The organism is Bradyrhizobium sp. UFLA05-112 (assembly GCF_053572325.1).
The window spans coordinates 13,981-38,647 of record NZ_JBANBK010000064.1; the positions used below are offsets into that span (position 1 = coordinate 13,981).

At 62.4% G+C, this 24,667-nt stretch carries 17 protein-coding genes and 1 tRNA gene; 3 read left to right on the forward strand and 15 right to left on the reverse strand.

Annotation, left to right across the window (positions count from 1 at the left end; translation table 11 throughout):
* Positions 1-295 precede the first annotated feature (295 nt).
* Together SO180_RS30005 and SO180_RS30010 are read right to left on the reverse strand one after the other, a co-directional pair.
* The gene (locus tag SO180_RS30005) at positions 296-1,975 is read right to left on the reverse strand and encodes a methyl-accepting chemotaxis protein (protein ID WP_449382437.1); all 1,680 of its coding nucleotides are present in this window, start codon (positions 1,973-1,975) and stop codon (positions 296-298) included.
* 97 nt (positions 1,976-2,072) lie between these two features.
* Positions 2,073-3,095, reverse strand: a complete 1,023-nt coding sequence (locus SO180_RS30010) for an AraC family transcriptional regulator (RefSeq protein ID WP_449382438.1) — start codon at positions 3,093-3,095, stop codon at positions 2,073-2,075.
* A gap of 257 nt (positions 3,096-3,352) precedes the next feature.
* On the opposite strand from SO180_RS30010, the gene SO180_RS30015 reads away from it, so the two are divergent.
* Positions 3,353-5,368, forward strand: coding sequence for a glycogen debranching protein (locus SO180_RS30015; protein WP_449382439.1), 2,016 nt, complete (start codon positions 3,353-3,355; stop codon positions 5,366-5,368).
* Positions 5,369-5,427: 59 nt separating this feature from the next.
* Here the strand turns inward: SO180_RS30015 and SO180_RS30020 are convergent, their stop codons facing one another.
* From SO180_RS30020 to SO180_RS30030, 3 genes are all read right to left on the reverse strand, one after another.
* Positions 5,428-5,670, reverse strand: coding sequence for a GCG_CRPN prefix-to-repeats domain-containing protein (locus tag SO180_RS30020; protein ID WP_449382466.1), 243 nt, complete (start codon positions 5,668-5,670; stop codon positions 5,428-5,430).
* A 95-nt stretch (positions 5,671-5,765) separates the two neighbouring features.
* Positions 5,766-6,629, reverse strand: coding sequence for an urea carboxylase-associated family protein (locus SO180_RS30025; RefSeq protein WP_449382440.1), 864 nt, complete (start codon positions 6,627-6,629; stop codon positions 5,766-5,768).
* Positions 6,630-6,702: 73 nt separating this feature from the next.
* Positions 6,703-7,971 carry a serine hydrolase domain-containing protein gene (locus tag SO180_RS30030; RefSeq protein WP_449382441.1) on the reverse strand — a complete coding sequence of 423 codons (1,269 nt, stop codon included), beginning with the start codon at positions 7,969-7,971 and terminating at the stop codon, positions 6,703-6,705.
* 118 nt (positions 7,972-8,089) lie between these two features.
* On the opposite strand from SO180_RS30030, the gene SO180_RS30035 reads away from it, so the two are divergent.
* Positions 8,090-9,034, forward strand: coding sequence for an AEC family transporter (locus SO180_RS30035; protein ID WP_449382442.1), 945 nt, complete (start codon positions 8,090-8,092; stop codon positions 9,032-9,034).
* Positions 9,035-9,055: 21 nt separating this feature from the next.
* Complete coding sequence (locus tag SO180_RS30040) at positions 9,056-9,451, forward strand: GFA family protein (protein ID WP_449382443.1); 396 nt, start codon at positions 9,056-9,058, stop codon at positions 9,449-9,451.
* Positions 9,452-9,656: 205 nt separating this feature from the next.
* Here the strand turns inward: SO180_RS30040 and SO180_RS30045 are convergent, their stop codons facing one another.
* The 10 genes from SO180_RS30045 to SO180_RS30090 form a co-directional block, all read right to left on the reverse strand.
* Positions 9,657-10,235: a redoxin domain-containing protein gene (locus SO180_RS30045; protein WP_449382444.1), complete on the reverse strand. Its 579-nt coding sequence runs from the start codon at positions 10,233-10,235 to the stop codon at positions 9,657-9,659.
* A gap of 39 nt (positions 10,236-10,274) precedes the next feature.
* A complete protein-coding gene (locus SO180_RS30050; protein ID WP_449382445.1) occupies positions 10,275-12,035 on the reverse strand; it encodes an MOSC domain-containing protein in 1,761 nt (586 codons plus the stop codon).
* A 120-nt stretch (positions 12,036-12,155) separates the two neighbouring features.
* A complete protein-coding gene (locus SO180_RS30055; protein WP_449382446.1) occupies positions 12,156-13,157 on the reverse strand; it encodes a transporter substrate-binding domain-containing protein in 1,002 nt (333 codons plus the stop codon).
* Positions 13,158-13,561: 404 nt separating this feature from the next.
* Positions 13,562-13,978 (reverse strand): YybH family protein, encoded by a 417-nt coding sequence (locus SO180_RS30060; RefSeq protein WP_449382447.1) that lies wholly within the window; start codon positions 13,976-13,978, stop codon positions 13,562-13,564.
* Between the two features lie 20 nt (positions 13,979-13,998).
* Positions 13,999-17,361 (reverse strand): adenylate/guanylate cyclase domain-containing protein, encoded by a 3,363-nt coding sequence (locus tag SO180_RS30065; protein WP_449382448.1) that lies wholly within the window; start codon positions 17,359-17,361, stop codon positions 13,999-14,001.
* On the reverse strand, positions 17,358-18,770 hold the full coding sequence (qhpG, locus tag SO180_RS30070) for a flavin-dependent monooxygenase QhpG (RefSeq protein ID WP_449382449.1): 1,413 nt from the start codon (positions 18,768-18,770) through the stop codon (positions 17,358-17,360). Before qhpG ends, SO180_RS30065 begins: the two co-directional genes overlap by 4 nt.
* On the reverse strand, positions 18,763-20,115 hold the full coding sequence (locus SO180_RS30075) for a radical SAM protein (protein WP_449382450.1): 1,353 nt from the start codon (positions 20,113-20,115) through the stop codon (positions 18,763-18,765). Before SO180_RS30075 ends, qhpG begins: the two co-directional genes overlap by 8 nt.
* 26 nt (positions 20,116-20,141) lie before the next feature.
* Positions 20,142-22,529 (reverse strand): hypothetical protein, encoded by a 2,388-nt coding sequence (locus SO180_RS30080; RefSeq protein WP_449382451.1) that lies wholly within the window; start codon positions 22,527-22,529, stop codon positions 20,142-20,144.
* Positions 22,530-22,547: 18 nt separating this feature from the next.
* Positions 22,548-24,029, reverse strand: a complete 1,482-nt coding sequence (locus tag SO180_RS30085; protein WP_449382452.1) for a ferritin-like domain-containing protein — start codon at positions 24,027-24,029, stop codon at positions 22,548-22,550.
* A gap of 406 nt (positions 24,030-24,435) precedes the next feature.
* A tRNA-Glu gene (locus SO180_RS30090) sits at positions 24,436-24,510 on the reverse strand.
* Between the last annotated feature and the right edge of the window lie 157 nt (positions 24,511-24,667).

Below are 24,667 nucleotides of genomic sequence, written 5' to 3' on the forward strand. Positions count from 1 at the left end.
CCGCGCCTATTTGCGGCAGGCATGGAAGGACGTCAACGACAAGCGGGGGTGGAGTCAAGCGTGACGCGGGCCCGGTGCCGCGACGCGGAATAAACGGTCTCTCCCTGCGTACCGACCTCACACCGTCATCCCGAGGCGCAAGCAGCGCAGTGCATTCGCACTGCGCTGGGAGCCTCGAAGGATGAGCGGCCGAGGTATAGCAGCGCACTGTGATGTCCTCGCGGCAACAGCCGGGCCGTCGCCCTTCGAGGACCGCTTAGCGGCCACCTCAGGGTGACGATGAAGGAGTAGAGTCCTACGCTGCCCTTACGCCGGCGACGAAGGTCGTCACCTCGTGCTGCAACGCCTGCAGCTTCTGCGTCAGCCGGCCGCTCGATTGCAGCACCCGACCTGCGGCATGGCCGGTCTCGGAGGTTGCCTCCGTGACGCCGGAGATGTTTTGCGAGACCTGGTTGGTGCCGGACGCGGCGTCCTGCACGCTGCGCGCGATGGCCTGCGTCGCGGCGCCCTGTTCTTCCACGGCCGCTGCGATCGAGGAGGAGATCTCGTTGACCTCCATGATGGTCGCGCGGATGCTCTGAATGTTGCCGACCACCTGATCGGTCTCGGCCTGGATTGCCGAGATCTGCGCACCGATCTCGTCGGTTGCCTTCGCGGTCTGGCTCGCCAGCGACTTCACCTCGCTTGCGACCACGGCAAAACCCTTGCCGGCTTCGCCGGCGCGCGCCGCCTCGATGGTGGCGTTGAGCGCGAGCAGGTTCGTCTGCGAGGCGATCTGGTTGATGAGGTCGATGACCTCACCGATCTTGTGGGCCGCCTGGGCCAACCCCTGCACGGTGTCGTTGGTGCGCTGGCCGTCGGCCGCCGCCTTGTCGGCGACTTGTGCGGCTTGCGCGACACGCTGGCTGATCTCCGTGATCGACGACGATAGCTCGCCGGCGGCGGAGGCCACCGTCTGCACGTTGCTCGAAGCCTGCTGGCAGGCATCGGCGACGATGCTCGCACGCGCGCTCGCCTTGTCGGCGGTTTCAGACATGCCCTGCGCGGCCTGCTGCATCTGTTGCGCTTCGTTGAAGACGTCGCGGACCACGGCCTGGACACTGGCCTCGAACTTGCCGGCGAGGTCGACCATCACCTTGCGCTTCTCGGCGTCCGTCTTCTGCTTCAGCTCCTGCTGCTCGGCATGCATCCGGTGCACCGCCGCGGCATTGTCCTTGAACACGGCGAGCGCCTTGGCCAATCCGCCGACTTCACCACGGTGATTCGTATAGGGCACGTCGAATGCGCTGTCGCCGGACGCGAGCCGCTCCGTGAGCGCGGTGATATTCGCGAGCGGCCTGGTGACGCTGCGGCCGATCACGAAGGAGGCGAGGAGAACCAGCGCGAACACGGCAAGACATACCCATGCGAAGGTCATCGCGGTCTGGCGGAACACGGCGTCGACGTCGTCCAGATAGATTCCGGTGCCGATGATCCAGCTCCACGGCGCAAAGCCCTTCACATAGGAGATTTTCGCGACCGGCTGCTCGAAGCCCGGTTTGGGCCAGAGGTAGGTGTAGAAGCCCGCGCCCTGCCCCTTCACGACGTTGACGAAACCCATGAACAGCGCGTTGCCCGCAGGGTCCTTCATGCCGGAGAGATCCTTGCCGTCGAGTTCGGGCTTGATCGGATGCATGACCATCTTCGGGGCCATGTCGTTGATCCAGAAATACTCGACCTTGTCGTAGCGCAGGCTCTTGATCTCGGCCTGAGCGGCGGCCTGCGCCTGCTCGCGCGTCAGCGTCCCCTCGCTCTCGAGCTTCTGGTAGTGCGACAGGATGCCATAGCCGACGTCGACCATCTGCTGGGTCTTGGCCTGGCGGTCGGCAACCATCTGCGCGCGCATGGTGTAAAGCGCGATCGGCGCCAGCACGATCATGCCGAGGAGGCTGATGGCGACAATCAGGACAAGCTTGAAACTGATGCGGGAAAACATCTTGGTGCTCGCATGAATTGGCAGAATGCTGAAATGCCAATTTATCCCGAACCGCTTAGCAAAGATTTAAGCATTCGGGTTCGATCGCACGCGCTAACTAGGTTGCCGGTACCCCGTGCAGCAGGCGATTGCGATATTCGCCCGGCGAGGCCTTGAACCAGCGCCGGCAGGCTCGGAAGAAGCTGCTCTGGTCGGCAAAGCCGAGCAGATAGGCTGCCTGCCCGAGCGACAGATGCAGGCGTCCGAGATACTGGTCCGCCAGTTCTCGCCGCGTATCGTCCAAAAGCTGGACGAACGAGGTCGCTTCCTCTTCCAGCCGCCGCTGCAACGTGCGCTCGCTCATGCAGAGCTCGACCGCGACATCGTCTCGCCGCGGCTCGCCGTCGGGAAGCCGCCGCACGATCGCCTCCCGCACGCGAAAGCTGGTCAGTGCGTGATCGAAGTGGCGCAGATATTCACCGGCATAACGCTCGTGCAGCTCGGCGAGCTGCGGATTGAAAGTCGGCAGCGCCAGGTTCATGTCGCTACGCGCGAGCACGACGCTGTTGCGCTCGGCGTTGAACGTGACCGGGCAGCGGAACGCGGCGTGATAGGGCGAGATATCCGCGGGCGGGGGATAGGTCAGCGCGATGGCGCGCGGATTGACGTCACTGCGCGCGATCCAGCGGCAGAAGCCGATCACGGTGACGAAGATGAACTCGATGCGCTGGCGCGGGATCGGCCGGTTACCGCCGAACAGCACGAAATCGATACGGCAGCAATCACCCTCTTCCGTCATGCTCATTGTCAGCGCGTCGCTGAGGATGAGCAGATAGCGGTTCAACCGCTCGAAAGCACCGCGCAGATCGGCGCATGACATCATGGTGTAGCCGACGACGTCGAACGCCGCCGGTCGCGCCATCTGATATTGCGCGAGCGACAGGACCGGATTTTTCGAACGCTCGACCGCGAGCTCCCAGAGATGACTGATCTTCTCGGTGGAGAGCCGTGCGCTCGAACCTTCGAGTTCGTGCGGATCGATGCCGGCGGCCGCAAACAGGCTCGCGACATCCAGCCCCTCGGCGGCGAGCATCTCCGCGATGCTCCGCACCCAGACCGCGGCCGTCGTCCGCTTCGACATCCCCAACGCTCCTCCAGCGCTTGTTGGTTGATTGGCGCCGCAACTGCCGACGCGCACCGGCCGCCTGGCTCGGAATATGACACGAAACGGCTCGCCGTGCCACCGAGGCAAAGCCTCGCACAAATCGAACCTGAGGTGAGCAGTACGCTGTTATCCCTCGGTCTCGACATTGTCATCCCGGTGGGCTCTTATCTCCGCAAGACGCCCTCTTGATGTGAGCATGAAGCCAGCCGTCGGCAGGTGTATTGGAGATCGTCATGGCGGATCTGGAAGGCAGCGAGGGCTTGCCCTGGCCGCTCGGCTGTTCCCGCAACGAGGCGGACCAGAGCTGCAATTTCGCACTCTATTCCAAGCACGCGACCGCGGTCACGCTCCTGCTCTTTCGTGCCGGCGAGTTCGCGACACCGCTTCGCGTTCTGCCTTTCACATTTCCAGTCAACAAGACCGGCCGCGTCTGGCACATGCGGGTGCCATCCGATGTGATCGCGGACGCAAAATATTACGCATATCAGGTCGATGGTCCCTTCGATCCCGCCAGCGGGCAGCGCTTCGATCCCGACAAGATCCTGCTCGATCCCTATGCGAAAGGCGTGTTCTTCCCGCCCGCCTTCAGCCGTGATGCGGCGATGGTGCCCGGATCGAATGCGGGCAAGGCGCCGCTCGGCCTGCTCGCTGATGGCGCGACGGCCCCGCCCCCCGACCGGCCGCCGGCGCCACGCCATAACCACGAGCTGATCATCTACGAAATGCATGTGCGCGGCTTCACGCGACGGGCCAATTCGAACGTCACCGAAGAGCAGCGCGGCACCTTTGCCGGCGTCGTCGCAAAAATCCCGTACCTGAAGGAACTCGGCATCACTGCCGTCGAGCTTATGCCGGTGCACCAGTTCGAGCCGGGGACGAACAATTACTGGGGCTACATGACGCTCAACTTCTTCTCGCCGCACACGCCTTACAGCGTGGCCGGCACGCCGGAAGGGGCGCTTCGTGAATTTCGCGCCATGGTCGACGAGCTGCACAAGGCCGGCATCGAGGTGCTGCTCGACGTCGTCTACAATCACACCGCGGAGATGGGCAAAGGCGGTCCGACTTATTCCTTCCGCGGCATCGACAACTCGACCTACTACGCGCTGTCGCCGACCGACTTTTCCAGCTACGTCAATTTCAGCGGATGCGGCAACGACCTCAGGACCGCACATCCGGCGCCGCGGCTGATGGTGGTCGACAGTCTCAGATATTGGGCGACATCGATCGGCGTCGATGGCTTCCGCTTCGACCTCGCCTCGATCTTCGCCCGCAACGAGGATGGATCGCTCAATTCCGACGATCCGCCGATCGTGGTGGAAATCTCCGGAGATCACGATCTCGCGGATGTCAGGCTGATCGCAGAACCGTGGGACGCGGGCGGCGGCTATCAGATGGGCCGTGCCTTTCCGGGCCGCTCCTGGTGCCAATGGAACGATCATTTCCGCAGCACCGTCCGCGGCTTCGTCAAGGGCGATGGTGGTCTGGTCGCCGATCTCATGACCCGCCTCTACGGCAGCACGGACCTGTTTCCGGACACGCTCACTGATGCCGACCGGCGTACGCAGAGCATCAACTTCGTCGATTGCCACGACGGGCTCAATCTGTGCGACCTCGTCAGCTACACCAACGACGACCAGCGCAGCTGGGGCTGCGATTACGAGGGCACGAAAGACGTGCCCGCCGAGATCGCCGCGCTGAGGAAGCGGCAGGTCAAGAACTTCTGCTGCCTGCTGATGTTGTCGAATGGCGTGCCGATGTTCGTTGCGGGCGACGAATTCATGCACAGCCAGAACGGCAATCCAAACGTCTACGACCAGGACAACGAGACCACCTGGCTCGACTGGGACCTCACTGTAACCAACGCCGACGTGCTCCGCTTCTTCCGCATGATGATCGGCTTGCGCAAGGCGCATCCGGTGATCGCTGGGAGCACGGGATGGGGTGCCGACTGCACGTGGCACGGCACAGACGGCGATCCCGATCTCGGCAGCGGCTCGCGCTCGCTGGCGCTCCACTTAAGCGGCGCGTCGACGGGCGGTGCCGACATTTTCGCGATGTTCAATGCGTATTGGGAAGCACTGAGCTTCGAACTCCCGACGTCGTCGATCTGGAAGCGCGTGGTGGATACGTCGCTGGAGAGTCCGAACGATATCGTCGAGGAGGCGGGCGCACAGCCATACATCTCCAACGCGTACGGCGTCGGCCCGCGATCGGTCGCGGTCCTGATTTCGAGCAAAGCAGCTTAGCCAAGCGCGATCGCACCGAGCCAACGGCTGGCCAGACAGTCGTTTGGCGAGAAGCAATGCTAATAGCTGGCAAAGCAGGCGCGTTTACGCGGGCTCCAGGTGTAGCCGGATGGACAGGGCGGCCGGGGCTGTGCGCCCGCCGGGCACTCGTTCCAGCCGCGCGCGCCGCTCCCCCATCCATCGACGACACACGCCCCGGAGACGGTGGTGCGGCAGCCGGGGCCACATCCATCGGCGGCGCTGGCAAGACCAATGCCGGCAACGGTCGCGGCGAGCAAAGCTGTGACGAAGAGCGCTTTCATGATCTCCCCCTTCCGGTTGTCTCCGGCTCCTGCCATCGGCAGGAGCCAAGGGAACCCGTCAATGACGCGCGGACAGCGGCTTTGGTTCCCGGCGATTAGCGATCACTCCCATGGCCGCGATCGTAGGTATTCGGCAACGGCCAGCTCCAGGCGTCCAGCGTCGTCCGGTCCGGCTCGAAGATTTCGATCTTGAGCGGATAACAGGCCGCGACATCGCTGGAATGGGTCGCGCTGCAATCGCCGCCCGGGCAGGCCGACAAGGCGCCAAGCAGATCGATCTCCGCGAAGAGCTCGATGAAGTCGCCGGGACGGACCGGACTGGCCTTCATGAAATATTGGTGCGTATCCCCAGTGAAGCCGGTGCACATGAAGACATTGAGGACGTCGTGGACGTGATGCTCGACCGCACGTGCGTCCATCTTCAGTTCGGCAGCCAGCGCGCGCGACAGATTGGAGTGACAGCAGAAATCGTAAGCCGTGCCATTGAGCAGCAGGTTCGTGTAGGGATCGCAGCGCGTGCCGATCACGTCGTGGATGCCGGCGCCATCCGCGTCAAAGCCGTACCAGCCGAGCGTGTCATGGCTGATGGTCGCCATCGGCCGCAGATGCGGCATGGTGCTCCAGAGCCGGTCGCCAGCGCCGACATGCGTTGCGTGAAGCGCGCGGGTCTTGCCGCTGAAGAAGCGCTCGGAGAGATCGTGGGCATTCCAGAGATTGAGATCGCCGACCTGCGGGCCCTCGATGCTGACGATGCGGAAGAACTGGCCGCGCGAGACGTGAAACGCGCGGGCATCGCGCGGCGGCACCGCGATCTCCTGCGTCTTGACCATCGTCTGCCGCGCGGATTCCAGGATGGCCATATCAGGCCTTGGCATTGAACCGGCGGGGTAGACGACAGTCGGTTTGGCCGCCCGGCGTGAGGCTGCGTCGGCGGGTGCAGGTGGAATTTCGGGAGACATGATTGACCTCGAGGTGAGCGCGAAGCGCGAGCGCACTTGCAGATCATGCCGCAAGCTCCCGCGTTATAAAAGATCAGGACTGCCGCAACGCGCGGTAAACCCCGTGTTCGAACTGGCGATAGGCGTTCAGCGCTTCGCGGTCCGCGAAAGGCAGGATCTGCATCATGATGACGCCAGCAAGGCGCTTCGCGGGATCGATCCAGTAATAGGTGTTGAACAGGCCGGCCCAGGTCAGGCTGCCGGCGCTCCTGCCATCCGGGACGGGATCGAGATTGATCATATCGCCCAGCCCCCACCGCAGATGGGCACCCGGGAAGAAGTCCACGTCGTTCGAGAGCGCCGGATTGGTCGTCTTGAGGATGCCGGCCTCGAGATTGCCGATCTGATTTTCGGACATCGAGGCAACCGTCGCAGGCTGGAGGATACGGTTGCCGCGCAGGCTGCCGCCGTTGAGCAGCGCCTGGAGCAGGGTCAGGTAATCGGACGCGGTGGAATAGATGCCGCCACCACCCAGAAACGCCTTGTTGCCGCCCGGCTTTTCCAGCGGCTGCTCCAGAAGCTTGCCCCGCGCATCCCGCACGAACAGGCTGGCCTCTCGCGCACGCTGCTTGTCGTCGAGCGCGACGACGGTGTCGTTCATGGCGAGCGGACCGGTGATGTGGTCGCGGAAGTAGCGCTCGAGCGGCTCGCCGCTCGCGATCTCCACCATCCGGCCGACGCGGTCGAGGCTGCCGCCATAGGCCCATCTTGCGCCGGGCTCGAACATCAGCGGCATGCGCGGCAGCCTCGGCACGCCGCGCGCGACCTTGAGATAGCGGGCGACCTTCGGATCCCAGAGCAGATAGCTGAAGCCGGAGGTGTGCGACAACAGATGGCGCAGCGTCAGCGGCCTCTCGGGAGGATGCAGTTGCGGGGCACCCTTCGCGTCGAAACCGGCGAGCACCTGAATAGCGGCGAGCGCCGGATCGATATCGGCGGCCGGCTCGTCCAGATGCAGCCTGCCCTGCTCCACGAGTTGCAGCGCCGCAACCGATGTCAGCAATTTGACCATCGAGGCGATGCGGAAGATCGTATCAGTCGACATACGCGAGGCCGCATCGCCATTGCGCAGGCCGAAGGCCCCCTCATAGAGCACCGACTGCTCGTTCGCGGCCATTGCCACCACGCCGGGAATCCTTTGGGCGCTGACGCCGGCCGACAATGCACCATCGATTTCCCGGCTGCGCAGCGGCGCCAGCGACGACACCGCCCGGCCGGCCACAGGAATGGCGGCGGCCACGCTCGCGGCCGCAAGCCCCGCGGTTTGCAGCACCGCATCACGCCGGCTGAGCGGACCCCACATGAGGTTTCCTGGAAGCTGATCCGGAATCTGAACTAGTATAGCCTCAACAACCCGGGGTCGCATGCCCCGAGATGACATGACGGGGCCTGATCAGGGAATCAGCCAGGGGGAAACCAGGATGCAAGTCGCCGGCCTCGTCCTTCCCGTATTTGCCATCATCGTCACTGGCTGGCTCGCCGGTTGGCTCGGCTACATCTCGCGGTCGCTGGCCGACGGGCTCGTGCATTTCGCTTATAACGTAGCGATGCCAGCGCTGCTGGTCGTCACCATCGCGCAGGAGCCGGCGAGCAATCTGCTGGAATGGCGCTTCCTGTTCGCCTTTGGCGGTGGATCGATGCTGTGCTTCGCGCTGGTCTTTCTCGTCGTTCGCTTGGTCCTCGGCCGCGATCTCGCCTCCAGCACGATGCAGGGCATGACGGCCGCGATGACCAATACCGGTTTCGTTGCACTGCCGGTCCTGCACTCGATCTACGGGCAGCCGGCCGTGCTGCCCGCGGCCATCGCAACCGTGTTCGTCGCAGCCGTGATGTTCCCGGTGACCGTCATCCTCTTGGAGAGCAGCGGCCGGGGCGCGCCGGGCGCGGCAGCCCCCTCTACGCTCGTGAAGCAGATCCTGCTCAACCCGATGGTGCTCTCGACCCTGATCGGTCTTGCCTGGGCGATCACGGGCCTGCCGATTCCTGCTCCGCTCAAGGATTATCTGAACATTTTCGCGGCCGCGCTCACGCCGTGCGCCCTCTTCGCCATCGGGCTCGGCCTCTCGATCGAAGGCGTGCGCGCGAACCTCAAGGCCTCGCTCGTGCTCGCGGCCGTCAAGCTCGTGTTCATGCCGCTGCTCGTCTACGCCCTGTGTGTCGCCTCCGGCCTCAATCCGTTCTACACGATCGCCGCCGTCATCTGCGCCGCCGTGCCGACAGCCAAGACGGCCTACATATTGGCCGGAGCCTACAAGGTGGAGCATTCGCTGGTCGCAGCCACGGTCTCGATCACGACGCTGCTATCGGTCGTGACGCTGCTGGGGTGGCTCTATGCGCTGCAAGGGTTCGCGGCCAAAGCGGGCTAGGATGAGAATGAGGAGACCATGATGGCCGCGTTTAAGGGAAGCTGCCTCTGCGGCGAAGTCGCCTTCGAGGTCGAGGGTCCATTCGATCGCTTCCTGAACTGCCACTGCTCGCGCTGCCGGAAGGCGACCGGGACCGCGCATTCCTGCGAGGTGATCGTAGAGGCCTCCGCACTGCGATGGCTGCGCGGAGAAGCATCCGTCACCCGCTACGACCTGCCGACGGCGCGAAGCTTTGCAACCGCATTCTGCAAGATTTGCGGCAGCCCCATGCCACACCTCACCCGCAGCGGACGCGAGGCGATCATCCACGCCGGCGCATTCGACGAACCGCTTGGGATGACGCCGGACCGGCACGTGCAGTGGGCGTCACGGGCGGAGTGGTATGTGCATGGGGAGGGGTTGGCGGTGGAGGAGTAGCTATTGCACGGCGCCTAAAAATGCTCTCCGAGAGCGTGCCGCACAATGAGCCGTATTACGGAGCTTCCCAAGCTTACGCGCCTGGCGAGAAAGAACGATTTCTCGAAAGAGTGAGACGAAATCTTTAGACACTCGTTCTGGAGGAGGGAGTGATGCTCGGGGGATGCGGCCGGTACTTCATCTGTCGCAGAGCGAGCGCTGCGCTCTATCCATCGCGAGGCTTGCCATATGGGTAGAAGAGTTCCTTCCGGCCTTGCTGCCAAAGCGCCTTCAGCTCGACCGTCGTGATGTCCCAATCCGGCCGGCATTTCTTGCCGACGGCCCGAAGGTCCTGGCGGAGTTCTTCGACGGTTGGACGCCCGAAGAACCAGTAGCCATTGTAGATTTTGTAGATGACAAGCCCAGGCTCCAGCACGATCACATGCGGAATCATCGGATTGTGAATGGGATCAGTATACTCTGCGATGTCCAGATCCTTCTGCACGATGCGCCGTGCATCGGAAAGAAAGGGCCAGTGGGCGCCTACGCCGCTGCGATATTCATTCGTTTCAATGATGTTGTCAGTCGTGATCGTGACCATTCGGCAATATCCAACCTCCATCTCGCGATGGAGTTGAAGCAGGCCTTCGGCCTGACGGCGATCCTTTGGACAGTATCCGCCCCGGCCAAGGACCAGGACCATCGGATCGTCGCCCTGCAATTCCGAGAGCTTGCGATGCTTGCCTGTGTGGTCGCTGAGCTCATAGTCCGGAAAAATGGCTCCCTGCGTCATGTCGGATCGCATCTCGGTTCCTCCGTCGTTCTTGCCGTTGCCTCACCACGATCAGAGATCAATCACGATGTCGCCCTCGGGGCGTGAGCAGCAGATCAGCAGATTACCCTCTGCCGGTGCATCGATCGGGTCTGGCCGATAGGCGATCGTTCCCGACACAAGTCCGGACTCGCAGGCGTGGCAGACTCCGGTTCGGCACGACCACCGCACAGGCACGTCACAAGCCTCCGCCAGCTCGAGCAAGCTTTGGAAGGATGGTCTCCAGCGGACATCGAGACCGCTGCGGGCGAAGGAAACCAGCGGTCCTGCATCCGAAGTCCCGGCCGGCGGATGCGGATGCCGGCGAGGTGAAGCAACAATGCCAGGTGTCCGGGAGGGCTTGGCGCCGAACATCTCGGTCTGGATGCAATCCCGCGCCACGCCCATTGCGCCAAGACCCGTGGTCAGATCTTCCATGAATTTTGCCGGACCGCAGATATAGAAGTCGGCGTCGCGAGGGACGCGGAGCTTGTGAAGCACTGCGGGATCGAGGTGTCCGGTAGCGTCAAAATCCACGCCGGGCCGATCCCCGGAATCCGGCGCACTGTAGCAGATGTAGCTGTGATGGTGAACCAGCGCTTCGAGCAGCCCACGCGTCTCCGCAATAAACGGATGCTCCCGACCGTTGCGGGCGCCGTGCAGCCACCAGATTTCCCTCGTCGTGGCTTCCGCCGCCAGCGCGTGGAGCATCGCGAGCACGGGTGTCACGCCAATGCCGGCGCTCAACAGCACCACCGGCCGTTTACCTTGTTGCAGCGTGAAACTGCCGCGCGCCGCACTTGCCTGCAGGATGTCGCCAACCCCGAGCTCATCTGCGACATAAGTGCTGGCCTTACCATGCGCTTCCCGCTTCACGCTCACGCGATAGGACGTATCGTCAGGCTTTCCCGACAACGAATAGCTTCGCATCAGTGCTGGCGCAGAAGCCGGCCCGAGCTGCAACACGACGAATTGTCCGGGGAGAGCGGCAGCAACAGGCCGTCCGTCCGTGGGCTCAAGCACCAGCGACGTTACGTTGTCGCTCTCCCGCACCTTGCGCGCGACACGAAACGGGCGGAATCCGCGCCAGGCCGGAGGCGGCCCGGACGCTGCGACAAGGCCCGGGTTTCCGCGTGCCGGGCCGTCCCTGCGCTGTTGCTCGAGCAGTGCCACAAAGGAATTGCGCCAGCCCGGGCTCAATGCCGGAATGCGCATCGCGCGCTCCAGGCGGTCGCTGGGGTGGTCCGCCGTGTAGAGCAGCGCATTGATCTCGGACACGCTCATGCGCTCGGGGCCGACTGCGACCAGGACAATCTCGTCACCGGCCTTTACTTCCCCTTCCTCGATCACACGGAGATAGAAGCCAGGCCTGCCGTGCTTGACGAGCAGCGCGGCCATTTCCGGCTCGTCCATACGGATGCCCACGCGATAGCAGGTGACGCGCGGCTGCGTCACCTCGAACAGGGCGTCCGCGATCCGGTAGCGGTCCCCGATGCACACTTCGGTGTCGCCCATGCCTTCCACGGTGAAATTCTCGCCAAACTGACCGTAAGCGAAGTCCTTCCGACCGAGTTGGTTCTGCCAATATTGATAGGACTCGATTTGATAGACGAAAACGGCGCGGTGCTCGCCGCCGTGGCCTGCGATGTCGCCTTGTCCGTCGCCGTCGACGTTGAGCCGGCGCACCATGCGCGGGCCTGTGATCGGCGTTTTCCAGATGCCCGTATGAACGGTCCCGCCTCGCCATGCGATGTCACGCGGCAGACCGACATTGACTGAAAGCAAACGTGCCATCCGCTTTCCTCAGCCGCTAGACGTTGCCAGGAAGCTTGCCGCTGGATTTTGGGGCGCGAGTGCAGGTGACGCCTGGTTCCCGGGAGTGTTGAACGTAACACCAACGCGCAGTCCGGAAATTCAGAGCTGGGTTGCACAGACGGGAGGCTGGGATGGATGATCGAGCCAAGCTGGTGACCCTCTATGCATCCTGGTGCTAGCGAGACCGTGCATTTCCAAGGGCCTGGAACAGCGTCTGTTGCCACCACTCACTTTCGATTTGATCAAGCACGGCGAGATCGAGCATCGGCCGCAATGCGCTGTCCTTTGGCAGCACGATCGCATAGCTTTCGCTGTTGAAGCTCTGTCTCTTATACACATCTGAGTGAGGTAGTCGCTTGTGGCGGAGTTTGCGACGGCGCCGACCCGCACGGATCGCAAGTCGTTGAAGCTGTGGACCGCGCCTTGGAGCTCTCTGCGCGTGAGAGTGGAGGTGATGCCGGCGGTGAACACCGCTATGGCGATGACAGACGCGATCATCCAGCCGACCGCGACGATTCGCCCGGGGAGGGTTGTCGGAGCGTTCTGAGCGGCTCCCGCCTGCGTCATTGCAATGGCTGACCACCAGAAGCTGGAGCCAAGCCCCCTGGCTCCTCCGCTGAAATGCTCCGTTTTCCGGCGTTCCAGCAGCCAAATCAGGAAGCCTACCGCCATAGCAAAACAAAGCAGCGCCGCGACAGCCTGGAAGAAGCCGAAAGAAAAAAGCGCCCGGGCGATGGCGACCCAGGTGCTTTCATTGATCGGGACTGCAATCCCGAGCCCGGTGTTGTAGAAAGGTTGGGTAAAGTCGACGCTGCGCGCACGCGCAGCAGTCACGGTTATCGCCGCAACACCGACGTCGAAGTTGCCTTTCGCGACGCCATCCAGCAGATCCTGCACGCTCTGGGTCTCGACCACGCGAAAATGCAGATGCGCTCCATCGGCGATCCTTTTCCAGAGCTCGATGCTGATACCGCCCCAGTTCCCATCCGTCTGTTTCATGGCGAAAGGCGCGGCTTCCTTGGTCGCCACCACCAGCTCGCGGTCGGGCGCCAAGCCCTGCGCGCGAACCAAGCTACTGCTCAGCGCGAGCAGTGCCAGCAACAAGAGGCATGAGAGATTCAATCGAAGTGACGAAATCACAGGTTCGCCTACAGCGTGCCGATCCGGCCGCTCCGCGTGTGTCGCCTCATCGGCAATGCAGTTTGCCAAGCCGGCGAGGTGATCAAATGAAGCGGCGCGAATTCATCTCGAACTCCACCGAATTGCCGCGCGCGTTCGCTTCTCTCCGTCGAGTACCGGAGCCGGTCCGGACGCGGATTTGGAGGTTGGAGTTCTTATTCTGAAAGATGGCAAAATGGCGCGCCATTCAGAATAAAACCAGTTCCTTCCAACCCAATTTCCGGGCTTCATTCAGTGGTCGACCAACGAGTTCTCGGGACCAGCCTCGGCGCTTCTTCCGGTTTCAGTGCGACTGTCGCGTCCATCAATCCCGCACTCAGGATCGATCATTTGCGATCCTTTTCCGGTGCGTTCCAGTTCCAGCAGTCGTAAAGCACTTTCCAGTTGCCGTGTTCGCGCTTCCAGACCACGAGATACTTTGCGGTGTTCTTGCGATCATCGGGTTTGGCATGCGGTGCGAAATGCACCACGCCGAAGTCAGAAGCCATGTCGCATCCGCTGGCGATCTCGATGTGCGTCGGTTTGAAATCCAGATACATGTTCGGCGCTGCCTTGAAGATTTCCTCCCACCTGTCGCGAATGTCTGCGTGTCCCTTGGCGGGCGGCTGGTCCGGCCACACTATCGAACCGTCGATTGCGTAGAACTTCATCACATCATCCATATTCTTTGCGGTTGCCGCTTTGCTCCATTGCGCATCGAGCTCCCTGATCGCCGCTTCCTCCGCCTCATGTTTCTTAGACATCGTGATACTCCCTGCTAGGCTCAGGCTTTTTGAACGGTTCGGGATTGTCGCGCAGGCGGGGCGCCGCGAAGTTCGGCCAGAAGTTGGGCGGCTTCCCTCAAATCCCTGGTGTCGCGCCCTTCGGTGAACCATTCATAGACGGGCGCCAGCACCGCAAACGCTTCAGCCTGATCGCCTCCGGTCGCCAAAAGACGGGCGAGCGTGGTCGCGGTGCGAAGCTCCCAGGATTTTGCGCGCTGGTCACCGGCAACCGTCAAGGACTTGCGTAAGGTCGCCGCGGCTTGTTCAGGTTCGCTTCGCAAGATCAATATCCAGCCCCTCAAGCGCAGCACCTCGGCATAGTGCGACCGCTCCTCGCCGGCTTCGATGCGAACGACACTCTCCTCGATGAGCCTCCAGGCGCCATCGATGTCTCCGGTTAGCGCCAGCGCTTCGGCGCGCAAAGCCCTGAGATACCAGATCCAGATCCGGTGCCCTGTCTGCATCAGCCGCTCGATACCGTGATCCAGCTGCGTCAAGGCCTCGGCCAAACGGCCGGCGCGCAGCCACGCGACGCCGCGGCTGATCTCGGTCATGATTTCGCCAAGCAACGCGATGCCGCGCTCCTTACCGATGCGTTCGGCCTCGTCGGTACGTTGCAGCAGCGCATCGGAATCGCAGAGATAATCGAACAATTGCGCACCGAGCGTGAGCGCGAAGGCAAGGTCGAACGGATGGCCCCGGCGCCGGGCGTTGGCCTCGGTAGCCTGGTTCGCCGCGAGCGCTTGATCGGGATAACCCATCATCCAGAGGAACTGCGCGCGATAAATGCCTTCGCCGGTGAACGGGTCGGTGTTGGTGAGCGCCACCAGGCCCCAATGCCGCTCCGGGTCGTAAAGCCTGTGCACTTCATCGCCAGAGCGGCGCGCCGCTTCGAATTCGCCGAGCCAGTAATGGCAGGCGGAAGTGGCGCGATGTCCGACAATTTCCAAGCCGTCGTCGCCGAGTTCTGCCCCCGCCCTTGATAGTCTGTCAGCCCAGCGGAGGGATTCCGTCAGCTGGTCTATGCACATATAGTGCACCGACAACGCGTTCAGGATCGGCAAGTAGGCCGTCGTGTGCTTGAGCGACTGCGCGAGCCGCCATGCTGGTTCGAGAATATCACTGACCTCCGCCTGCCCCCAACCTCGCTGCGCCACGATCGTTGGCCCGAGCGCGGTTCTCAGTGAGATTTCCATAAGGTCGCGCGCTTTTGAGGGCCGAAGCTTCGATACCGCCGACATGCCGGTCCGCAAATGGGTGATTGCTTCGCGCAAGGCAAATCGCCCGATCGCGGCTTCGCCGGCCCGCAGCCACAGCGGCGCGGCGACACGATGGCACTCCGCCGCGGTGTGATGAAAGGCGAGCAATTCCGGGGCGGAGTCGCGCGTCGCTGGCCAACGTTCCTCGAGGAGATGGGCGACATCACCGTGCAGCTGCCGACGTCGACTTTTTAGGAGAGATTCATAGGCGGCATCCTGAACAAGGGCGTGGGAGAACGTATACGCGGCGTGGGGAGTCTCACCGTGGCAGGTCGCCAGCCCGGACGAGGTCAAGTGTCGTAGTCCGTCGCTCAGCGCCTCCTCGCTCATCAGCTCTAACCCGGCGAGTAGTTCATAACTGAACTCGCGGCCGATGACCGAACCCACCTGGGCGATTTCCTTGCTCACCGCTACCCTATCGAGGCGCGCCATCAGCGAGTCTCGCAGGGTCTCGGGGATCGTGACGTTGGCCGACGATCCGGCATAGGCGTACCGATCGCCCTCGAGGATCAGGTCGCCGGACTCCATGATGGTTTTCGTCAGCTCCTCGACGAACAAGGGAACGCCGTCGGCCTTGGCAACAATCTGAGCAGCAAGGCCTGGCGGCAGCGCCTTCCGCCCTACGACATTCGCGACGAGCGAACTGCTCTGCGCCGGGGTGAACTTCGCCAAACCAATCGCGGTTACGGCAGAGTGATTCGTCCATGGCGCTCTAAATTCAGGGCGCGCCGTGACCACTAGCAAAGTCGGAATGTCGGCCAGAACATCGATAAAGCGTCCAAGCAGGTCGAGCGTCGTCGGGTCAGCCCAGTGAGCGTCCTCGAACAGGATAAGGGTAGGTCCCGCGCGCGCCTCAGCCCGGACGATCTCAATCAACACTCGCATCGTCTCTTCCTTGGCGAGCTTGGGGGAAACGAGAATCACCCCGTAGCGCTCCTGGTAAGGAACCGAAAGCAACGCTGCGACAAAGCGCATGTCTTGCCGGGCGAGGCCCAGTCGGTTGACGAGCCGCGCCTCGAGCTGGCCCAATTGGATCTGCGCACCCTTGTTGCGAACCGGAAGGAGCGCCCGTTCGAAAGACGAACGAATAGGATAGAAAGCGCTATTGACGAAGAATGGCGAGCATTGAAACAGCCGAGTTTGGACGGGTTCGTTCTGGAGGCGTTCGCGCAGCGCACTGACCATTCGGCTCTTGCCAATACCGGCTTCCCCGCACAGCAGGATCGCCTGCCCCGAACGCGACTCTTTCACCTGCCGCCACATGTCTATCAATGTCGAGAGCTCTGCATCACGCCCGACAATCGGCGTGAGCCCACGCTTCGTTGCGGCTTCAAAGCGGCTCTCGGCCTGACTCAGACCGAGTACGTGATAGACCTTCGTAGAGCCGCTGACGCCCTTCAGATCCGTTTCCCCTAGATCCTCATATTCGAACTCCCCGGCCGCCAACCGGCGCACGCTTTCGCTCACTACGACGGAGCTCGGTTTGGCGACCGTCTGAAGGCGGGAGGCCAGGTTCATGGTTTCGCCGAACGCGTTCCGTTCGCCGGAGGCGACGACAATTATGCCTGAAGCGATACCGATGCGAACCTGCAGCCGCCCAACGCCTTTGATATTCAGTCGTGCGATGGCCTCGACGATATCCAACCCGGCGCGGATCGCGCGTTCAGCCTCGGATTCGTGCGCGAGTGGGAATCCGAAAAAAGCGACGACGCCATCGCCCAGCATCCTGAAGACGTAGCCCTCGTAACGATTCACACAGGTCGTGCAGGCCTCTTCGTAGGCGCGAAGGATGATCTGCTGCCTCTCGGGATCGAACTTGTAGGCAAGCTTGGTGGACTCCACCATGTCGCAGAACAGTACCGTCAACTGGCGGCGCTCACCCGTCGCCGTCCCGGCCTGCGCGGCCGATTCGTTGAGCGCCCTTCCCTCGCCCAGCACGCTGAGGATTCGCTTGCGCGGTCCGAACGGGATACCAAGCTCCTTGAGATCACTGTCGGTCAGCACCCGAAGGGTCGCGAGGTCAACCTCGTTTTCCTCGAACACTTCAATGAAACGTTCGAGATCGTGTGACTTGAGCCATTCCGAGAGGGGGGCAGCTCTCATGACGGCGCTCCGCCCTGCTTAGACTGTCCGACCAGGACGCCGTGATTGACGAGCCAGCCTGCGATCGCCATGCCGGATTTGAGCGGCATGCGGTTCGACCAGGATTGCGCGATCTGCAGCGGCGTCTTGCCCGGCGGTAGGTCCTGCAGCAGCGGCGCAAGTTCCCGGCCCCCGAGGAACACCAGCGGGCTTCCAAGGCGCGGATGATGCAGGGCCGAGGCGATGCTGACAAAGTCACCCCGCAGACAGGGCGTGGAGACAAACTCCAGTTCGGGCGACAGCTCCACGGGCGTCATTGCCAAAGCGTCGGCGTCGAAGGCCGGAAGCGGTGGGGGTTCCCCGGTCTCGAACGGCGCCGAGCGCTGCCGCCAGAACGGGCGATCGCATTGATCCGCGACAGCGCGATAGTGCCCGGCGGCCCAGCGACGATGTCGATCCGATGCATCGTTCAGCTGCGCGCCATAAAAATCCAGAGCAGCCTTGGTCATTTCGCGCCGGTTCAGCAGGGTGTTGGCGACGATGGCGCCGGAAAGCGCCGTCTGGATCGCCTTTTGAACACCGCTGGATGAAATCGGATCGATCGCAAGCGCTGCGTCCCCTAGCTGAATTCGCGTGGGCGCCACACAGTCGCTGCTGAGATAGGGTGTCGCGTCGATGGCGCGCGCGGGGGCGACCAGCTCAGCGTCGCGACAGTCCGCCATCAAACCGGAGCGACCGATGAGCCCCAGAAAGCGCTCCGACAGATTGGAGCCCGGAGCCGACCTGAACCGGTCGGGATCGACAAACACCAGCGTGTTATAGGTTCCGTCGGGCAAGGGAACGCCCCAATACCAAACGTCCTCGCCCGCCTCGATCCACGGCGCGGTCCGCACGCTCGCGCCACGCCAATAGCCATAAAGCGCCAGCGTGGACGCACCCGTCTTGGTTTGACGGCGCGGTGAAACGCCGCGCCGTCCGCTGGCATTCGCCACGAAGTCGGCAGCTAGATGCACGCAGGTACCGTCGGCGTCGACGGTCAGCCGCCATTTCGCGCCGTCCCAAACTTGCTCGAGGACATGCGCGGGTTGATGAACCCGCACCCCGAAGGCCCGCGCGCGCTCCAGCAAGCGCAGATCGAACTCGCCGCGATCGACCAGCAGGCATTCCTCTCTGGGATCCTCACGGAATCTCGGCCCGTCAGCCCATTTTACCCAGACACCGCTCACTCTGGGAAAGCCCGCCGCCTCCACCGTCTCATGCATATCGGCCGCCCTGAGCAGCGTCATGACGCCGGGACTCAAGGACTCGCCCAGATGCCTGCGCGGGAATAGCTTCCGTTCGATCAGATGAACTCGATGTCCGAGTTGGGCCATTCGCGCAGCGAATGTGCTACCGGCTGGCCCCGCTCCGATGACGCAGACGTCAGCCATGGGCCGTTCCTGTCAGGCCGAACCTAGCCGCTCCCGGGTCGGACGACAGCCGGAGATAGGCCTCGAGGCAATAATTTAGCCAGGCGCGGATGTAGTCGCAAGCCGGCCGCCCGCGCCGGATGACCTCGTGGTGGCAGCCCCCACCGCAGAGATAGCGCGCCCAGCAGGAATTGCAGGGCTCCTGCTGGTGGACATGCCTCGTTGCCAGCCAGTCAGCCTGGCGAGAAAGGTCGACGCCGTCGTCGAGCGAGCCCATCGCGCCAATCTCGTCTCCGACAAAACGGTGGCAGGCCGAAAGTTCGCCTTCGGCGGACACACCAAGGTAGCCGGCGCCTGCGCCGCAGGGATAGGGGCGATGCGTTCCACGGTGGATCTCGCGCATCGCATTGACCATGTTGGCGAAGGGATAGCGCCGGCCGCTGCGCAAAGCGCGCTCGAACTCCAGCCCGCAATCGATCATTTCCCCCAGCATGCGTTCGAGATCCTCGGACTGCATTTCGCCTTCGGCGTTGGGCGCGCTGAGCACAGGGGAAAAGCCGACGCTGTGAAAGCCGGCGGCAATAAACGCGTCGAGCGTCCGGCGCAGGGAAAGGTTTCGGGGCGTCACCGACACCCGCGCGGAGACCTGCATTCTTTGCTGCATCTTGAGCAGCGGCGCGACGCGTTTCATCACCGCGTCATAACTGCCGCCGCCGCCCTTGAAAGGGCGCAAGGCGTCATGGGCTTCCCGCGGGCCATCGATACTGATGGTGACCGCAAAACCATGCTCCTCGAAGAAGCGACCGTCGTCCTCGCTCAGCAACGTACCGTTGGTCGTGATCGAGAAGGTGATCTTTGCCTTGCGGCTTTCGGCCAGATGCACGGCGTGCTGTGTGGCGGCCCGCAACACTTTGCGATTGACCAGCGGCTCCCCGCCGAGAAACGCGAGATTGAGGCGCGCCCCCGGTTGGGCGCTTCCCACCAGCAAGTTCACCGCGCGAAGTGCCTCGCCAAGTTCCATGTTCTTGGCGGTCCCGCCGAACTCACCTTGCTGGGCGTAACAATAGGTGCAGCCGAGATTGCACTTCTGCGCGATGGCGAGCGACAGTGCATGAATCGGCGGCGCGGGAAGCGGCGCATCGTCGATCAACGGCGGCTCGCCGACGCCGATACCGGACAAAACCTCGCTCACCCGGTCGGCGGCGATCGCAGCGCCGAGGCGAGCGAACAGGTCAGGCTCGACGTCGAACAGCCGGCTGCCGTTGACCACGAACAGATGATGGCCAGCCTCGGTTTCCAGCAAATGGATGTCGGGTGAGCGCGGCGCGCCGGCGGCCATGAAACGCATCGCGACGGGTGAGGGCATTGCAAACGCGTCCATGCCCATGGGGATCACTTTTTCTTCGGGAGCTCGTCGGCGTGCTCGGATTCCTCATCGGGCTCGTAGTCCCATCCCCCCACCTGGAATTTGAGGATGCGCTCCCATTCCTTGAACAGATCGTCGTACAGGATGAGCCGCGAGTCCTGGTAATCGTCCGGAAGGTAGTCGCCGTTGCGTTTCTTCTGCAGCCAATTGTCGCCGCGGCTCGTCCCGTCCGGCCCGATGGTGACATTGACATAGTCGGGCCGGCTGGAGGCCCAGTAGTAGCAGGAGCATTCGCGAAAATCGTTCTGCCAGGGCGAGCACAAGCCCTGGGTCAATTCGCCTGCTTCCGCCAGCCTTTCCGAGACGACCGCAGAGTCGTCTTCAAAGAAATCGCGGATCTCCAATTGCTGCTTGATTGTCTTCACCCGATATTCGGGATTCTCGGTCTCCTCGGAGTCCTCGGTCTCATCGGGATCACCTTCAGGATATTTGCCGAGAGCAGTGCGTGGGCCCCACTTTTCGTCACTAAAAATACAGGTAACCTTCTCACCCGCCTTGGTCAGAATGCGCGCAAGACTGTTCGACCACTCCATGCATATTACGCCCTGCGGGTTGTCCTCGTTGGTTTCGACGGCGGAGCCGATCGGGTTCGATGTTTTTGGTCCCTTGATCCTGGTGACCACTTTGTGACCGTCGATCTTGAGCAGCCGACGTCCCCGCAATTGCCGAAACTGATGATCGGCGTCGACGACCAGGTTGTCGTGCTCGACCAGCGTGATTCCAACAAACAGCCGGCGCCAGACCGCACGAAAATCGAACTCGAGACCCGGACAACAGTTGCCGATGGCCGTGATCGGATGTGAACTGATTGGATTGCCCGCCGCCTTGTACAGCAGCTCTGCGCTCTTGTTCACCGGGCGCAGCCGGACAAGCTTATCCGCGTCGATTGTTTGCAACGGCGGAGGTGGAGGCGGCTCTTGCTTTGGCGGCGCACCAGGCTCCTGCGTGGACCCCTTCGACGCGGGCGGAACCATCTTTGGCGGCCCGATCTTTTCGAGCGCCCTGATCTGTCGGCGCGTCAGAGCGAGATAATTACTGTCGGCGCCACACATGAGCGCCGGCATCTTGCGCCGTCCGTCGTCGGTCAGATCGGCGACCTCTTCGGGCTGCCGAAGCAGCTTTGCGAACCAGGCGGCGGTCCCGCTCGTCACCGCAGCGAAGACACGTTGATGCAATGCCATGATGGCCCGCGTGTCCGCCGCCGGGGGCGAAAACACCGGCCGCAGCGGGCGTTGATTGCCGAACGCCTCTTCGGCCGGCATGGTATCGAGATCGATGCCATCGCGACCTCTGAACGGATTGCCGTTCATGACGGCGACGTTCATGAAGCGGACGGTTTCGAACGCCCGCCGCACGATCTCCAAAGCGCGCTCGCGCGAATCGCCTTCGATCTCGACGCCTTCGCGCGCCTGTTCGAGCTCATCAAGAAGATTGCGAACAAACAACGTGTCGGGCGCGTAATGCGGCGGCGCGACGCCGATGCGCGCCTTTGCGTGTAGAGTCTTGCCGGGTATTGTGAGTTTCGCTCGCACGAACCCGTCGCAGGCATCATCGAAATAGCCTCGACTCTCGGCCTTCTCCTGCTTGAGCCATGGCGGCGCAGGCGGAATGATCGCGAACAGATCGGGGGGCACGGTATCGATATCATGTTCTTTCTCGTTCTGGGGTTCATGCTCCCAGCGCACCCAAGACTTGGCCTTGGAGTTGGACTTTGGCTTGGCATTCTGACCCGGGTATTTGTAGACGCGCGCTGCCAGGAACTCTTCGTCCAGGTGGTCACCCGCGGGCTGCTCGGGGCCGTAGATGCGCCCCGCCGCCGGCGTGAAGCGCAAGCGGATGTGGGGATACCTCCTGTTGGGCTTGATGTAGCGCACCTCGCCGAAGCCGATCGAAGCGCCGGCAACAAAGTTCTTGCACTTACCCTCAAGCTTCTGAACCGCATGGTCTGAAAACCATTTGGTTTCTGCCTTGACTTTATCCCGTTCATTGTTGGTGCGCCGGAACACCTTGCGATTTTCGACCTCGATGCGCCATTCCAGCTTGGCTTTCCTCAACATGTCTTGATCGAGGTGGACAAAACGGCCGTCATCAAGTTCGCCCCACAGCTCGAAGAACGGGGCCACCGGGCGGACCTTGCCGTCCTGCTTGAAAATGATCGTCTCCGGCGTCTTATCCCCCGTGATCTCACCGTTCGCCGAAACCTGGAACGTCGGCTCGGGTACGATGCGGCGATACCCGAGCGGGTCATCGTCCGCCTTCGGCGGTTCAAGTGTGTAATTGTCGACCGGTTCCGGGTGCGAGCCAAAACGCGCAAAAGCTAAAGGCGGCAGAATCGCAATTTTTTTGATCGTCATCGAACTAGCCCCCCAAGTTTACCGGAGCCCTTCAAAAACGGTGTTGATCCATTTAAGCGCGTCCCTGTCGGCTTGCATCAATGCCGCGAGGTAGTTTCTCGCCGCGGGTCTGGTCTCCACAGAGAATGCATATTTCTTGTCGCTGAGCAGCTTCTTGCAAAGCTCCTGCGATGTTGCGATCGCCTCCCTGTGAATCCGCCAGGTATCGCGCTCGTTGGGCGGAAGCGTCAGGCGGGAAGGCATCTGGAACGGGGGCCCGGCGCGCGGACTTTTCGGATCTTGCAGATCACTCAGATCTTGATCGTCTTTCAACGGCGACTTGACGAGAATTTCTGAAATCGCCTTTATGTTGTACATCTCGCCGAACACGCGGTGGATGATTTGTCCGCGCAGATGCGCCGTCGCCGGCGGCGGATGCCGTCTGGTCAGCGTGAGCGCGTGCAGCAGCCAGGTCAGCAGCATGCGATATCGAACATTGAAAAGCCCCGCCCACCGGCGCGACCGCCTGCTTTCGATCTTGGTGCTGCTTGCAGTTGTGCCCTGCGCCGAAGGGCGGTCTTCCGAATAGTCGCTCGACGGGTTGTACGGAACGTTCCAGCTGAACTCACTAGCATCCTTATAGTTGCAAAGCTCCTCGTACATCGCGCGCAAGCGCCCGTAATGGCTGTCTTCAGGTTTTACCTTATGAATACTGGGGCGGATCGCTCGCAGGATAGGGGTGCCTCCCATCAATTCGTCGACCGCAACGAGGCCTTCGCCCTGCTCGGAAAGCTCCGCGAGAGCGAGAATGGCCTGCTCTCGAGTCGTGACTTTGCTGATGAAGAGGGTGGCCCGTTCGGAGCCTGTTTGCGCTGCGAACTCTGGAGTTGTCGTCTTCGGTGCAGGTTCGCCGCGGTAGCTGCGCCCCCAGTCATCCCAACTCATTTGGCCGAAAGCGGCATCGACAAAGCAGTGGTCCGGGATTTTCTCGGGATCGCCGAGAATCCCGACGATCCGGTGGTAAAGCTCCCCGACGTGTTTGACTTCGTCCCCTTTGACTTCGTCCCCGAAGTTTTCTCCGTGCTCCTTGACGTGCGTCTCCGCGGCCGCGCGAATTGCATCGTACTCTGCACGGCGCTCCTTTTCCAAACCCACGGGCATTTCTGCATAGCAATAGCAGGCCAGGGAGCCGTGGGTCAGGCGCTCAAGCTGGAACGGAAAGGCCTGGAACGGCGTGTGAAAGGGGTAGTCCTCGCGGTCGATGTTGATGGGGCCGCCAAGCAGCGCGAGAACGTTCTGCACCGTCAGCAGATGCCCCATTTCCTCACGCGCGATCAGCAACAGAGCCTCGCGCCAGCGCCGCGCCTGCTCGACATCGTCGCGCAGCGAATAGGCCGCGTACAAATATTGCACCATGAGGGCATGCTCGATCGACGCCCCCATCTGCAAGAGCACGAGCAGATGTTCGTACCAGGAAAGTTCTCGGCTCTTGTCGATCTGACGCTCTTGACGTGGCTGCACGACAGTCCTCCCCAAGCAAACAGATCCTAGCTCACGTCATCTCCCTGAAAATCGACGGCATGCACAACCAGCATATCCCAACGATCGGTTCCACACCACCACAAGGTGAATCATGCGTCGTCACGACGCGATCGCAGCGCGGACCCTCCGCTGCGCTCCCGCCCATACGGCGCTTTTGTTTTCCAATTTCTACGGGCCCTTCGCGCGGGCAGGGCATCCAAACACGAACCGCCGCGTCCCTAGGTATCCACCATGAGAACAGAGACCCTCGTGCGGAGCCTCCGCATTCCGGACCCCACATCTGCTTGGGGAGTTGCCCCACGTCGCGAAGCAGGTGTGAGTTGGAGAAAAGTTGGAGAAGCCGGGGGCCAGCAACTCAAAAAATCAGATAAGCGGTTGAAATCGCTGGCGCTCCCTAGGGGAATCGAACCCCTGTTTCAGCCTTGAGAGGGCCGCGTCCTAACCGCTAGACGAAGGGAGCGTGAGGGACAGGACATAGCCGCGAATTCCGCTGGCGGCAAGCGTGATTGGGCGACTTTGCGAAACTCGGATTGGAACGGGCTTAATTTCTCGGTGTCGTTCTGGCGAAAGCCAGGACCCCCGCGCGAGCGCTTGCGCTCGTCGCGATTACCCGGGCT